Consider the following 13,035-nt stretch of genomic DNA (forward strand, 5'->3'; position numbering starts at 1 on the left):
TTGACGTCCATCACGGCCTCGACCGCGTCACGGGTGCCGATCGTCTCCTCGAAGTGGTAGCCGGTGTCCAGGAAGACCACGTCCACCCCGGGCATGACCCGCGAGGCGAGGTGGGCGACCACCGCGTCCTCCATCGAGGAGGTCACGCAGAACCTCGCACCGAAGGTGTCCGCGGCCCAGGTGAGGATCTCCGGTGCGGAGGCGTCCTCCAGCTCCCGGCCCGCCCGCTCGGCCAGCTCTTTCCTATCTCCGTGTGCCTGGATCGTCGTCACCCGGCGGCTCCTTCAAAAGGGGAACGCGGCGAACCGGTCAGGAATTTTCTGAGCCGAGATTAGCAATGCCGACACATAAAGCACTGACGGTCCGCTGATCGGGGGTATTTTCCGGACGAACCAGCCACTCCACGTCACTGACCAGTACGTTTCCTTGATTTCTGGGGTTTTGCGGAGTGCGGTCAGGGCCCGGTAAGCGGCTCATCAGCGGACCGCCAGCGCCCCTGTGCGACAGTGACCGGAAATAGCGCCGTCGATTCCCCCCACATTCTGTCCGATATCCCCGGAGAGGGCACGCGGAGAAATGAGCCTGCAAGGACCGCGCCGAGGAAGGCTGATACGCCGCCTCGCACTCTGTCTGTCGGCGGTGGGACTCACCGCCTCCATGCTCACCGCGGCGGAACCCGCCGCCGCCGGCACGCCGGAGACCTGGACCTCCACCTTCCAGGGCTCGGACGGCGTCACCTACTCGGCGACCAACCACCTGGTGGCCCCCGCCGGCGGCCCGGGCCGGCAGTGGATGCTGGTCTGGGCCGGCCCGGCCAAGCAGCCCGCGCCCGACTTCCTGACCGTCATCGACGCGACCCCGGGCTCCCCCACGTACGGCAAGGTCGCCAACACCGTGACCGTCGGCCCGGGCAACGGCAACGAGCCGCACCACATGCAGTACGTGTGGCACAAGGGCGACCGGATCTACGCCGGCGGCATCATGAGCGACACCACCTTCGTCTTCGACGCGAAGGCCCTGCCCGCGCTGACCATCGCCGGGGTCAACACGGCGGCCGACACCCCCTGCGGCACCCTGCCCGACGCCTACCAGGTGCTGAGCGACGGCACCGCGTACGGCACGTACATGGGCGGACCGAACGTCACCGGCCCCTGCACCTACACCAACGGCCAGGTGCGGGTCGGCAACGGCGCCGCCGGCTCGCCCGGCGAGATCGTCCGGATCGGGCAGGACGGCCGGACCCTCGCCGAGATCCCGGCCGCCACCGAGGCCGGCGAGGACCCGGCCCAGTGCGGCAACGTCCCGGCGCTGCCGGCCGCGACCTGCGCCAACCCGCACGGCATCGCGGTCCGCGAGGACCTGAACGTCATGGTGGCGAGCGACTTCGCCGAGGCCCGCAACTTCATGACGCCGGACTCGGCGCTGAAGGAGAACCTGGCCCGCCAGACCGTCCGGGTCTTCGACATCACCAAGCGCGACGACCCCGTGCTGAAGTCGGTGTCCAAGGTCGCCGACGGGCCGCGCGGGGCGCAGGAGCAGCGGGCCTTCTTCCGCGAGTCCCGCGTGGTCATGGAGACCGCGCTCACCAACCGGCCCGGCCACAAGGGCGCGTTCGTCTCCTCGATGGCGGGCGGAGCCGTCTTCTACACGCCGGACATCACCGCGCCGGCCCCGCAGTGGAAGGAGGTCTTCGACGACACGACCGCCTACCGGACCTTCCAGAGCGACAAGGACGTCACCGGCAGCGGCGACAACGGCAGCTGGCTGGCCGTCAGCCCCGACGACCGGTTCCTCTTCCACACGGTGATGGGCCAGTCGGTGCCCTACGGCAAGCCGCTGGACCAGACGACGGGCATGGTCTACGTGCTGGACATCCAGAAGCTGCTCGCGGCCGGCGACGGCGCGAAGTGCTCCGTCGACGAGCTCGCGGAGGCGAGCCGCGGCGGGCGGGAGCGGGACTGCCCGGAGCTGGTGAGCACCGTCCCGATCCGCGACGTCAGCTCCGGCGGCCCGCACTGGGGCGCCATGGACAACTTCAAGCGCGGCGCCGACGGCGTCTACCGGGAGACCACGCAGGTCAGCCGGATCGCGGTGGCCAACTACTTCGTCGCCGGGTCCTTCGGGGGCGGCGGCGACCACCGGGTGTGCGTGTTCGACCTCGACCGGCGCGGCCGGGTGACCCTCGACCGGTCCTTCCGCGACGAGAGCACCGGCAAGCCGTGCGTCGGCTTCAACCGGGCCTCCTGGCCGCACGGCGACTACGGCGACGCGCAGCCGCACGGCGTGCTGTTCGTGGTCAGCGACAGCGTCGTCCGGCGGTGAACGCAGTCCTCCTGGCGGCGGTCGTCCTGACCGCCGCCCTGGCGCTCGGCGTGCTGCTGCTCCTGCGGACGCGGCTGCTCGCCCGCCGCTCCGCCGCCACGGCGTACTTCGCCGCGGCGGCGGCCTGCGCGGCCCTGGCCGGGAGCCTGGGTACGCCGGGCGGCGGGACGGCGGTCCCGGCGGCCGGCGGCCCGGTGCTGGGCTCGGTCGGCCTCGGCGGGCAGCGGGTGCCGGTGCTGGTGGTGCCGAACCGGCCCGGGTACAACCTGGTGGCCGTCGCCGCCCCCGACGCCTCCGCCGGAACCGTCCGGGACCGCCTCGCCCGGGGCGGCCCCCGGCCCGGATCTGCCCTGACCTGGGTCCCGGTCGAACTGCCGGCCGGGCCCGGGCAGGTGTGGGTCTCCGCCGGCGGGGCCGTCGCCCCCCTCTCCGTGGACACCGGGCGGGCGGGGGCCGCCCCGGCCCCGGCCGGGCTGCGGGGCGCCGACGGGCCCGAGTGCGCGAGCGCCGCCGCCGGGTCGCTGCTGGGCGGCAGCGCGAAGCCGCCGGCCGGCTGCCCGTCCGACGCCCTGGCGGCGGCGGACGCGGGCGCGCTGCGGGAGACCGTCTCCTTCCTCGCCGGGCGCGGCACCCGGGCCGTCTCCCTCGTCGAGGACGACTCGCCGCGCGGGCGGGCCGCGGCCGCCGAGGTGCGGACCGCCGCCGCCCGCGCGGGGATCTCCGTCACCGCCCCCGACGCCTCCTCCCGCCGCCCGCTGGTCGTCACCTCCGGCTGGGCGGGCGCGGACGCCGCCGTCCACGACGTCGAGGCCGGCCGCACCGTCGCCGAGGGCACCTACCTGGCGCCCTGGCTGCTGACCGCACCGCTGCTCTCGCCGAGCGCGGGCCAGCTCATCCCGCTGCGCTACGCCCCGACCAGCCCGGCCGCGGTGGAGTACGCCGCCGCACTGGGCGAGCGCCTCCCCGGCGAGGTGCCGACCGCCGCCGGGTACGAGGCCTGGCGCGCGGCGCGCGGCTCGGCGGGCCCCGCGCCCGCGAAGCTCTACGCCGCCGCCGTGCTGTACGTCCCGGGCAGCGGGGGCGCGGGCGCCGGGGGCCACCACCACACCGCGTCCGCGAACTGGCTGCCCAGCGGAATGATCGTCCCGGTCGCGGGCCTCGGCACCACCTGACGCTGACGACAAGGAGCAGGACCATGACGGAAACAGTCGCCGCGCCGCCGGTCCGGACCGCCAGATCCGCGCGCCCCGCCGCCGCCAAGCGCCCGGAGGGCCAGTGGGCCCTGGGCGAGCACGACCCCCTCAACGCCAACGAGGAGTTCAAGGCGGTCGAGGACCCCCTCCTCGTCAGAGAACGCATCGAACGGGTCTACTCCCGCGAGGGCTTCGCGAGCATCGACCCCGACGACCTGCGCGGCCGTATGCGCTGGTGGGGGCTGTACACCCAGCGCAAGCCCGGCATCGACGGCGGGAAGACCGGCTCGCTCGCCCCGGAGGAGCTGGAGGACGAGCACTTCATGATGCGGGTGCGCAGCGACGGCGGCACCCTCGACGCCGCCCAACTGCGGGCGGTCGCCGACGTCTCGATGCGCTTCGCCCGCAACACCGCGGACATCACGGACCGCCAGAACGTGCAGTTCCACTGGATCCGGATCGAGGACGTGCCGGCGATCTGGCGGCGGCTGGAGGAGGTCGGCCTGTCGACGACCGAGGCGTGCGGAGACTGCCCGCGCGTCATCGTCGGCAGCCCGGTGGCGGGGGTCGGCGCGGACGAGGTGCTCGACGCGACCCCGGCGGTACGGGAGATCGCCGCCCGGTACGTGGGCGACCCCTCCCTCTCCAACCTGCCGCGCAAGTACAAGTCGGCGGTGTCCTGGCTGCCGGACGTCCCGTACGAGATCAACGACCTGGCCTTCCTGGGCGCGGTCCACCCCGAGCACGGCCCCGGCTTCGGCATGTGGGTCGGCGGCGGCCTCTCCACGGTGCCGATCCTCGCCCAGCACGTCGGGGTGTGGGTCCCCCTCGCCGACGTCCCCGACGTGTGGGCGGCGGTGGCCCGCCTCTTCCGCGACTACGGCTACCGGCGGCTGCGCGGCCGGGCCCGGCTGAAGTTCCTGGTGGCCGACTGGGGCGTGGAGAAGTTCCGCCGGGTCCTGGAGGAGGAGTACCTGGGCCGCCCCCTCCTCGACGGCCCGGCCCCCGCGCTCCCCCCGGCCCCGATCGACCACATCGGCGTGCACCCCCAGCGGGACGGCCTGTCCTACGTCGGGGCGGCCCCCCTCGCCGGCCGCCTCTCGGGCACGAAGCTCGCAGCCCTGGCCGACCTGGCCGAGACCCACGGCAGCGGCCGGGTCCGCCTCACCCCGTACCAGAAGCTCCTGGTCCTGGACGTGGCCGATCCGGAACCCCTGATCACCGACCTGGCGGAGATCGGCCTCCAGGCCCGCCCCTCGCCCTGGCGGCGCAACACGATGGCCTGCACGGGGATCGAGTACTGCAAGCTGGCGATCGTCGAGACGAAGGAACGGGCGGCGACGCTGGTCGCGGAGCTGGAGAAGCGCCTGTCGGGCGAACCGGACCTCCCGGGCCTCAACATCAACCTCAACGGCTGCCCCAACTCCTGCGCCCGCACGCAGGTCGCCGACATCGGCCTGAAAGGCCAGCTGGTGGCGGACGAGGACGGCCGCCAGGTCGAGGGCTTCCAGGTCCACCTGGGCGGCAGCCTCTCCCTCGCCGCGGACCAGGAGGGCGGCTTCGGCAAGAAGCTCCGCGGCCTGAAGACCACGGCGGCGGACCTCCCGGACTACGTGGAACGCGTCACCCGCGCCTACCTGGCGGGCCGCACGTCCCCCGAGGAACCCTTCGCGTCCTGGGTGGCCCGCTGCGAGGAGTCGGACCTCCAGTAGACGCCGGACGGGCGGCGGGCGACCGGTCAGGAATCGAGAAGCCCCGTCCGCCGTGCCGCCCGTAGCGTGAGGGACATGGAAACCACCGCCTCCACCACCACGTCCCTCGCCTCCGTCACCCTCGAGGTGGCCGACGTCGACGCCGCCCGCCACTTCTACACCGCCTTCGGCGTCGGCGCCCACGTACACCTGCGGCCGTCCGAGGCCCACACCACCGGATTCCGCGGCTTCACCCTGGGCCTCACGGTCTCCAACCCCGCCACCGTCGACGGCTTCTTCAACGCTGCCGTGGACGCCGGCGCCACCGTCCTCAAGCCGGCCACGAAGTCCCTGTGGGGCTACGGCGGCGTCGTCCGGGCCCCGGACGGCACGATCTGGAAGATCGCCACCTCGGAAAAGAAGAACACCGCCCCCGACACCGGCCGGATCGACGAGATCGTCCTCCTCCTCGGCGTCGAGGCGGTCAAGACCACCAGGCAGTTCTACACGGACCGGGGCCTGACGGTCGCCAAGAGCTTCGGCAGCAAGTACGTCGAGTTCGCCGCCGGCCCCACCACCCCCGTCAAGCTGGCCCTCTACAAGCGCCGCGCCCTGGCCAAGGACCTCGGAGTCCCCGTCGACGGCACCGGCTCGCACCGCGTCGTCCTCGGCAGCACCACCGACACCTTCACCGACCCGGACGGCTTCACCTGGGAGCCCACCGCCGCGTAGCCGCCCTCCTCAGGCGGCCCCGGCCGTACGTCACCCTGTGCCGCGCGGCGGCCGAGGGCAGGACCAGGCGGGTTCGACGCTGCCTGGCCGCCTTCGCTGCCATCGACGCGAGCGCGCCGCAACGAGGGCGATCCCGACCCCTTTCACCCGCGCGAGCGGTTCTCCTACTTCGTCGACCTGTGGTCGGGGCGCGAGGACTGGACGTGCGTCTCGGGGTGGGAGGACGGCAGCCCCGTCGGGTACGCGTACGGGTCGAAGTTCAAGCCCGGCGGGTGGTGGAAGGGAGCCGATCGGCCCGACGGCGTGCGCGGGCGGATCTTCGCGCTGTCCGAGCTGATGGTGGTGCCCCGGTGGCAGGGCACCGGGAGGGCCCAGCGGATCCACGACGCGCTGGTCCGGTCCGTCGAGGTGGACTTCGCGACGCTCCTCGTGGACTCCACCCACACGAAGGTCCGGGCCCTGTACGAGAGGTGGGGCTACGAGAGATGTGACGCGGCCACACCCTCCGACGACTCGCCCCTCTACGCGGTCATGGTCCGAGACCTGCCCTGACCTCGGCCATGACAAGCCATCCCCCTCTGCGGCATGACCGCCGGCGAGGTCTGACACGCACCCCCGGCCGGGCCCGGGGGGTCGGGGCCGGCCGGGGGGGGTGGGGGGTGGTCGAGGGGTCAGGGGGTCAGTTCTGCGGCCAGGGATTCCAGGATGACGTCCGCGCTGCGGTCCACGTCCTCGCGGGTCGTGCGCCAGTTGACGACCGAGACGCGCATCGCCGCCCGGCCTTCCCACAGGGTGCCGCCGAACCAGCAGACGCCGCTGCGCTGGATGCGGGCGATGACCCGGCGGGTGGTCTCGTCGTCGTCGCCGAAGCGGACCAGGAGCTGGTTGAGGACGACGTCGTTGAGGAGTTCCACCCCGGGGACGCCCGAGAGGCGCTCGGCGAAGTGGCGGACGTGGTCGCAGCAGCGTTCGACGAGTTCGGCCACGCCCTCGCGGCCCAAGGTGCGCAGGGCCGCCCACACCGGGAGGCTGCGGGCGCGGCGGGAGAAGTCGGGGACCCACTCGATGGCGTCGCGTTCGCCGTCGGTGCCCGGCGGGAGGTAGCCGGCGCGTTCGTTGAGCATGGCCGCGCGGTGGGCCTCGGGGTGGGCGATGACGACGATGCCGCAGTCGTAGGGCACGTTGAGCCACTTGTGGGCGTCGAGGGCCCAGGAGTCGGCCCGTTCCACGCCGTCGACGAGGGGGCGGAGCTTCGGGCTGGCCGCGGCCCACAGGCCGAAGGCGCCGTCGACGTGGACCCAGGCGCCGTGGCGGTGGGCGATGTCGCAGATCTCGCCGACGGGGTCGATGGCACCCGAGTTGACGTCGCCGATCTGGGCGCAGACGATCACCGGGCCGGTGAGGCCGGCAAGGGTGCGCTCCAGTTCGGCGGGGATCATGCGGCCCTTGTCGTCGACCGGGACGTTGCGGATGCGGGCCGTGCCGAAGCCGAGGTAGCGGGCGGCGAGGTCGATGGTCATGTGGTGCTGGGCGCCCGCGACGACGGCCACGTCCGGGGCGCCGCCCAGGCCCTCGCGCTCCACGTCCCAGCCGGCCTCGGCGAGGAGCTTGTGGCGGGCGGCCGCGAGCGAGGTCAGGTGGGCCATGGTGCAGCCGGTGGGGAAGCCGACGGAGGCGTGCGCGGGCAGGCCGAGGAGTTCGAGGACCCACTGGGCGGCGACGTCCTCGGCCACGGCGATGGCCGGGGAGAGGTTGTAGAGGCTGGCGGTCTGGTCGTAGGCGGCCACCAGCCAGTCCGTGGCGATGGCGACCGGCAGGGTGCCGCCGGTGACGTAGCCGAAGTAGCGGGGGCCGTTGGCCGTCGGGATGCCGCCCTCGGCCACCGCGCGGCCGATGACCTCGATGGTCCCGGCCGGGTCGGCCGGTCCGGCGGGCAGGGGGCCACCGAACATTTTCAGCAATTGTTCGGAGCCGGCAGTGGCACCCACCGGCCGATCGGCGAGACCCGCCAGATATTCGATGGCCTGCTGATAGGCCAATGCGAGAGGTGCACCGTCTGCTGTGGTCATAGTACAAAGCTAGGCGGCTGGCACTGACGTGCGACTGACTCAAATGGCCGGAACTTCCAAAGGCTTGGACAGGGAGCCGTTGGACTGTATTACTTTCTCCTGTGGCCCCGGCCGGTGCGGTCAGTCCGGCCGGTCCGACGGTCCGCCATCCGTGCAGAGTCATGAGACTTGAGGAGTTCCAATGTCCGACGAGCAGACCCGCAAGGTTATCGAACAGTTCAACCAGGCATTCCAGCTGCACGACCCCGGCCTGCTGAAGGACATCCTCGGCGAGAACTGCCGGCTGGAGAACTCCGGACCGGCCCCCGACGGCACCAAGCACGTCGGTTACGACGAATGTCTGCAGTTCTGGACCGCGATCGCAGGCAACGAGCACATGACCTTCGAGGTGGAGGACGTCTGGGTGGCCGGCGAGCGTTCCGTCTGCCGCTGGACGCTGCGCTGGGGCGGTGGTCCGAAGGACTTCGTCCGCGGGGTGAACGTGCACCGCCTGGAGGGCGGGAAGCTCGTCGAGAGCTTCGGCTACGTCAAGGGCTGACGGCACACGGGAAGGGGGCCCGGGCCTGTCGGCCCGGGCCCCCTTCCGCATGTGGCGGCGGATCAGTCGGCCAGCTGGGAGACGATCATCACGCAGTCCTCCAGGGCCTTCGTGGCGTGTCCCTTGCCCACCGTGTCCTCGACCAGCTGGGTGTTGCCGGGGACGAAGGTGCGCCAGGTGCCGTCGCTGACGCCGCACTCCATCTTGCCGCTGACCAGGGTCATGATCTGGCGGCGCGGGGCCGGGTGGAAGTCGCCGAACCACCCCGCCGGGATGTACAGGTACACGGCCTGCTTGGCCGGTATGCCGTCGGAGACGAAGAGCGACGGCGCCGGCGGGGCGAAATTGAGGGCCGTCACCTCCAGGGTCTCGTCGATGAAATGCGATTCGCCGTTCTCGTCGTTGTAGAGGCGGGAAACGGCGATTTTGGCGGTCTCGGCGGTGGTTTCGACGGCGGTCTCGGCGGCGGTCTCGGCGGCCACGGGAACTCCCTGTGTGCGTGAAGTCGGGATCAGGTCGGGATCGATCGCCCCTCACTATCCCAGCCGGCGCTGATGGGCCCCTGACCGCTCGGGGCCGACGGGGGAATTCCGTCTCAGATATCCATCAGCCCCGTGTCAGCCGCCGCGTGCCAAGCTGATGGCACAAGAAAGGCCGAAGGAGAGGTACCCAAAGCGGCCGAATGGGGTCCGGCTCTTCGCCGGACGGGCTCTGCCCACGCAGGTTCGAATCCTGCCCTCTCCGCAGGTGCTCATCCCAGGCACGCGCATCCCGATCCGATACCAGGGATGCGCGTGTCTTTGGCATGCGGCGCCCGGACCGCCCGACAGGGCCTCCCCACGCGCCCGTCTCGTCCTCCCCGGACCCGCGGGGCGACCGTATCCGGCCCTTTCCGGCCCCTTCCGGCCCCTCCCGTCCGGGGGTCCCGTCGACGGATCCGCACGTTCCCTTCCCCAGCCCGGCGCGACCCGAACAGGCGTCGCTTTCCCGAGCGACCCCGACAGACATGGAGACGCAGTTGCCCAGCAGCGACCACCACACCGTTCCCGTGCTCCGCAGGACGGACGCCGCCGCGCTCGTGGACGAGATCTCGTCCTGGCTGACCGTCGACGCCGACGAGATCGACGCCAAGTTCCTGGGCGAGCGCGCCCGTATCGTCGAGGCCGTCACCGACCTCAACGCGGCGGCCGTGGCCGGCCCCGCCCGCGAGGACGCCCACTACCACCAGCAGCTCCTGCTCTCGCGCATCTACCAGACCGTGATGCAGATCCCCGACCGGCCGAGCGCCGAGGGCTCGGTGCTGCTGCACGAGGTGACCCGCCTGCTGGAGAACGCCACCCTGGCCGCCGAGGACGCCCACCTGGAGCCCGGCCTGCTGGAGTCCGCGCCCACCGAGCCCAAGGCGTTCCTGTCCTGGCTGAAGGGCCTGGTCCGCAAGCACCGCGCCTTCAAGCACCCCTACTACACGGACTTCATCAACCGCGAGGCGCGCGAGGAGGACCTGCGCACGTACGTCATCCAGGAGTCCCTGATCGACGGCCGTTTCGACGACTTCCTCGCGATGATGCAGATCGGCACGGCCGGCGCCAGCAAGATGGAGATCGCCGCCAACTACTGGGACGAGATGGGCAACGGCGACCCCGAGGCCGTGCACACCCACCTCTTCAACAAGATCTACGAGGTCTTCGACGTCCGCAACGAGGACCTCGAGGCCGCCATGACCACCACCGACCTGCACTCCGGCAACCTCGCGGTGCTGCTGTGCCGCTACCGGCACCTGTACCCGGAGGCGGTCGGCTTCCTCGGCATGACCGAATGGCTGGCCCCCGACCGGTTCCGCAACGTCGTCCGCGCCTGGGAGCGCCTCGGCCTGCCCGAGGTCGGCATCACCTACCACCGGCTGCACATCACCATCGACTCGCAGCACGCGGCGGGCTGGTTCCACAACGTGGTCATCCCGAGCGCCGACACCGCCTACATGCGCCGGGGCATCGCCCGCGGCGCGCTGTGGCGCGCCAACTCCTCCGCCCGCCACCTCGACGAGCGCCTGGACCTGGCCCGGCTCTCCGCCGAGCGCACGCCCGTCGCCGCGGGCTGAGCCGTGTCCCTGCGGGAGCACGGCTTCGCGCTGGTCGGTCTGGACCCCGTGCCGGGGGTGGTCGCGGCCGGCTTCCCCGGCCCTCCGCAGCCGGCCCTGCGACTGCGGATGTCCTGGACGGCGGACGACGACTGGCTGTTCCGGCCCGCCGTGCCGTACGGCGTCGCTGGCGTCGTCCCGGACGCGGGCGCCGACCGGCGGCTCACGACCGGGCTCTGCGCACTGCTGCGGCGCGCCCTGTGCGGGCCCTGGCTGGACGTCCACGCGGACCGGCTGATCGAGCTGCACCGGGTGCGGACCGTGGCGCCCGCGGGGGCGACGGTCCCGGTACGGCTGCCCGGACCGGTGCCGGACGCCTGCGAGTTCGCCCTCGTGGCGGTGGTCGGGCGGACCGGGGGCGGGACGGGCCGGTCCCGGCTGTACGGCACCGGGCCGCGCGTACCCCTGCTGGAGGCGGAACCGGCTCCGGGGCAGGGGCTGCTGTTCGACCGGCGGGTGGTCGCGTACGACGGGCACGAGCTGGTGGCCGGCCCCGGCGGCCCGGCCGTACAGGACCTGCTGGTCGCCCACGTCCTGCGCCCGTCCGGCCCGCAACCGGCCCTGCGCCGCCGCCCGATGCTGGTCCGCGGCCCGGCCGGCACCCTGATCAGCACCCGCCCCGCCCTGCGCTGAGCACGGGGCGGGGAGGACGGGGCGGGGAGGACGGGGATCCACCCCGGCTTCCCCGCCTCCGCGCGGTCCCTCACCGCGGGGCGACTCCGGCACTTCCCACGCGTCCCCCGTCGCCGTCGAAGACGCCGACGAGCACCGCCCCGGCGGGCCGCTGCGGCCACTCCCCGTAGGCGGCGAGCACCTCCGCGGTCCCGGCGGGCGGGACGCCGCCCTCGGCCCGGGGCAGCGTGGTGTGGAGGTGGACGTGCTGCTCGTCCCCCGCTTCCACCACCTGCACCGCCTTGACCCGGGCGACCGCCCCGGCCCACTCGGCGTGCGCGGTGCCCCCGGCCCACTCGGCGAACGCGGCCGCCCGGGCCGCGTCCTCCGGCGTGTAGGCCCCGTGGGGATCGGGCGCGGGCAGATGGGCGGGGATCCCCGTCCCGGACTCCGGGGTCGAGGTCACGGAGCATCCGGCGGCGCCCAGCAGGGCGGCCAGGACGAGAGCGGCGGCGTGGCGTGCGGGTACGGGCATCTGGGGGGCCTTCCGGTGACGGTCGGGCGGATCCGGACGAGCGCGCCCCCGCACGGTATCCGTACGGGGGCGCGGTGACAGCCCCGAGCGGGATGTCACATGACGAGCTCGTCGGCCTTGTCGCCCCAGTTGCCGCCGTACGGGTAGCCGTAGACGTGGAGGTTCTTCAGGCAGTAGCCGAGGGCGGTGATGATCTCGGGGTCCGGCATCCCGGTGCGCCAGTCGTACAGGCTCATCCCGCCTATCTCGTCGTTGTTGCAGGTGGACGAGGCCTTGTCACGGAAGCTCCAGTCGCCGAGGTTCTTCGAACCGTCCGCGGACCACTGGAGCTTGCGGCCGTACCAGCCGGCGTCCTGCCACAGGCAGGTCCACCCGAACCCGCAGGTCGGCGTCCCGTCGCCGTCCACGGCCGCGACGGGCTGCGCGCCGTTCCGCTGCGCCTCCTCGGCCTGCGGCTTGAGCGTGCTGCGGCCCGCGGGGGCCGTCGGCAGGGCGTTCGCGGAGCCGGGTTCGTGGGCCGCGGAGTAGGCCGCGATGTCGGCGGCCGACTCCGCCTCGGAGTCGAAGCACTTCACGGAGAGGTCCGGGTACTCCGAACACACCTGTGCGGTGGACCATCCGTCCTTGCTGAGGTTGATCTTCTTCCCCTTGTAGGTGGCGATCACGTCGCCGGTGCGGGCGCGGCCGGCCTTGGCCGCCCGCTCGCCCTGCTCCCGCTGCTGTTCCGCGTTGCCCCGCCCCTGGGCCGGGCCCGCTGTCGCGGCGCCGGCGGCCTGGGTGGTTCCGATGACGAGCGCTGCTGCGGCAGCGAAGACCACAGCTATCTGACGGACCTTCAAAGCTCTTCCCCCCATGGAGAGTTGATGTCACGTGCTCGGGTGAACCTACCCGCGCTCCCGGGGGAGGGCAAAGCAATTGGTCGCGTATGCGTGTGATCGTCCCAGGGGTCCGGCCGGCATTTCGGCCGTTCGTCCAGGCCCGTCCGGACGCGGGGCGCGCGGGCACGCGGAAGGACCCCGCCGGACGTGCCGGCGGGGTCCTTCCGCGGGGTGCTACTCCCCCGCCGCGCGGAGCATGGCGTCCAGGCGGGTGAGGTCCTCGTCGCAGAGGCGGGCGGCCTCCAGGTCGTCGGGGGCGGCCGCGCAGGACTGGAAGCGGTCCACGACCAGCAGGCCCTGGGCCCGGATCTCCTCGGACGTCGTCATC

The 13,035-nt window shown here is 72.7% G+C and carries 14 protein-coding genes and 1 tRNA gene; 9 read left to right on the plus strand and 6 right to left on the minus strand.

Annotated elements, in window-relative coordinates:
- Positions 1-272 (minus strand): phosphoadenosine phosphosulfate reductase family protein (locus tag ACIRBY_RS35440; RefSeq protein WP_403908543.1); only part of this gene is annotated, 272 nt, incomplete at its 3' end.
- A 367-nt stretch (positions 273-639) separates the two neighbouring features.
- Here ACIRBY_RS35440 and ACIRBY_RS35445 point away from each other — a divergent pair.
- The 5 genes from ACIRBY_RS35445 to ACIRBY_RS35465 all read left to right on the plus strand — a co-directional run bounded on the left by ACIRBY_RS35445 (position 640) and on the right by ACIRBY_RS35465 (position 6,490).
- Positions 640-2,322: a hypothetical protein gene (locus tag ACIRBY_RS35445; protein WP_403908545.1), complete on the plus strand. Its 1,683-nt coding sequence runs from the start codon at positions 640-642 to the stop codon at positions 2,320-2,322.
- Positions 2,319-3,494 (plus strand): hypothetical protein, encoded by a 1,176-nt coding sequence (locus ACIRBY_RS35450; RefSeq protein ID WP_403908547.1) that lies wholly within the window; start codon positions 2,319-2,321, stop codon positions 3,492-3,494. Before ACIRBY_RS35445 ends, ACIRBY_RS35450 begins: the two co-directional genes overlap by 4 nt.
- A gap of 23 nt (positions 3,495-3,517) precedes the next feature.
- Positions 3,518-5,227: a nitrite/sulfite reductase gene (locus tag ACIRBY_RS35455; RefSeq protein WP_403908549.1), complete on the plus strand. Its 1,710-nt coding sequence runs from the start codon at positions 3,518-3,520 to the stop codon at positions 5,225-5,227.
- 75 nt (positions 5,228-5,302) lie between these two features.
- Complete coding sequence (locus ACIRBY_RS35460; protein WP_403908551.1) at positions 5,303-5,938, plus strand: glyoxalase; 636 nt, start codon at positions 5,303-5,305, stop codon at positions 5,936-5,938.
- A 177-nt stretch (positions 5,939-6,115) separates the two neighbouring features.
- Positions 6,116-6,490: a GNAT family N-acetyltransferase gene (locus tag ACIRBY_RS35465; protein ID WP_403908667.1), complete on the plus strand. Its 375-nt coding sequence runs from the start codon at positions 6,116-6,118 to the stop codon at positions 6,488-6,490.
- Between the two features lie 119 nt (positions 6,491-6,609).
- On the opposite strand, the gene ACIRBY_RS35470 is transcribed toward ACIRBY_RS35465, so the two are convergent.
- Entirely contained in the window at positions 6,610-7,890 is a 1,281-nt protein-coding gene (locus ACIRBY_RS35470) for a pyridoxal phosphate-dependent decarboxylase family protein (protein WP_403908553.1), read from the minus strand.
- A gap of 298 nt (positions 7,891-8,188) precedes the next feature.
- Between ACIRBY_RS35470 and ACIRBY_RS35475 the strand changes: the two genes are divergently transcribed.
- Positions 8,189-8,545, plus strand: coding sequence for a nuclear transport factor 2 family protein (locus tag ACIRBY_RS35475; RefSeq protein WP_079432288.1), 357 nt, complete (start codon positions 8,189-8,191; stop codon positions 8,543-8,545).
- Between the two features lie 62 nt (positions 8,546-8,607).
- Here ACIRBY_RS35475 and ACIRBY_RS35480 read toward each other — a convergent pair whose 3' ends face one another.
- Positions 8,608-9,027: a hypothetical protein gene (locus ACIRBY_RS35480; protein ID WP_403908555.1), complete on the minus strand. Its 420-nt coding sequence runs from the start codon at positions 9,025-9,027 to the stop codon at positions 8,608-8,610.
- 177 nt (positions 9,028-9,204) lie between these two features.
- Between ACIRBY_RS35480 and ACIRBY_RS35485 the strand changes: the two genes are divergently transcribed.
- From ACIRBY_RS35485 to ACIRBY_RS35495, 3 genes are all read left to right on the plus strand, one after another.
- Positions 9,205-9,289: transfer RNA gene (locus ACIRBY_RS35485), tRNA-Lys, on the plus strand.
- Positions 9,290-9,551: 262 nt separating this feature from the next.
- Positions 9,552-10,643 (plus strand): iron-containing redox enzyme family protein, encoded by a 1,092-nt coding sequence (locus ACIRBY_RS35490; RefSeq protein WP_403908557.1) that lies wholly within the window; start codon positions 9,552-9,554, stop codon positions 10,641-10,643.
- 3 nt (positions 10,644-10,646) lie between these two features.
- Positions 10,647-11,315 carry a hypothetical protein gene (locus tag ACIRBY_RS35495; protein ID WP_403908559.1) on the plus strand — a complete coding sequence of 223 codons (669 nt, stop codon included), beginning with the start codon at positions 10,647-10,649 and terminating at the stop codon, positions 11,313-11,315.
- A gap of 70 nt (positions 11,316-11,385) precedes the next feature.
- Here ACIRBY_RS35495 and ACIRBY_RS35500 read toward each other — a convergent pair whose 3' ends face one another.
- The 3 genes from ACIRBY_RS35500 to ACIRBY_RS35510 form a co-directional block, all read right to left on the minus strand.
- Positions 11,386-11,829 (minus strand): hypothetical protein, encoded by a 444-nt coding sequence (locus ACIRBY_RS35500; protein ID WP_403908561.1) that lies wholly within the window; start codon positions 11,827-11,829, stop codon positions 11,386-11,388.
- A gap of 95 nt (positions 11,830-11,924) precedes the next feature.
- Positions 11,925-12,647 carry a hypothetical protein gene (locus ACIRBY_RS35505; protein WP_403908563.1) on the minus strand — a complete coding sequence of 241 codons (723 nt, stop codon included), beginning with the start codon at positions 12,645-12,647 and terminating at the stop codon, positions 11,925-11,927.
- Between the two features lie 234 nt (positions 12,648-12,881).
- Entirely contained in the window at positions 12,882-13,034 is a 153-nt protein-coding gene (locus ACIRBY_RS35510; RefSeq protein WP_403908565.1) for a hypothetical protein, read from the minus strand.
- Position 13,035: the final 1 nt, after the last annotated feature.

It is taken from the genome of Streptomyces sp. NPDC096136, from assembly GCF_044763325.1.
In the GTDB taxonomy this organism is placed as follows: Bacteria; Actinomycetota; Actinomycetes; order Streptomycetales; family Streptomycetaceae; genus Streptomyces.

Bases quoted from the DNA above. Each gene is read 5' to 3' on its own strand.
- ACIRBY_RS35470 (WP_403908553.1), bottom strand. From the start codon at position 7,890: ATGTTCGGTGGCCCCCTGCCCGCCGGACCGGCCGACCCGGCCGGGACC.
- ACIRBY_RS35475 (WP_079432288.1), top strand. From the start codon at position 8,189: ATGTCCGACGAGCAGACCCGCAAGGTTATCGAACAGTTCAACCAGGCA.
- ACIRBY_RS35455 (WP_403908549.1), top strand. From the start codon at position 3,518: ATGACGGAAACAGTCGCCGCGCCGCCGGTCCGGACCGCCAGATCCGCG.
- ACIRBY_RS35460 (WP_403908551.1), top strand. From the start codon at position 5,303: ATGGAAACCACCGCCTCCACCACCACGTCCCTCGCCTCCGTCACCCTC.
- ACIRBY_RS35490 (WP_403908557.1), top strand. From the start codon at position 9,552: ATGGAGACGCAGTTGCCCAGCAGCGACCACCACACCGTTCCCGTGCTC.
- ACIRBY_RS35500 (WP_403908561.1), bottom strand. From the start codon at position 11,829: ATGCCCGTACCCGCACGCCACGCCGCCGCTCTCGTCCTGGCCGCCCTG.
- ACIRBY_RS35510 (WP_403908565.1), bottom strand. From the start codon at position 13,034: ATGACGACGTCCGAGGAGATCCGGGCCCAGGGCCTGCTGGTCGTGGAC.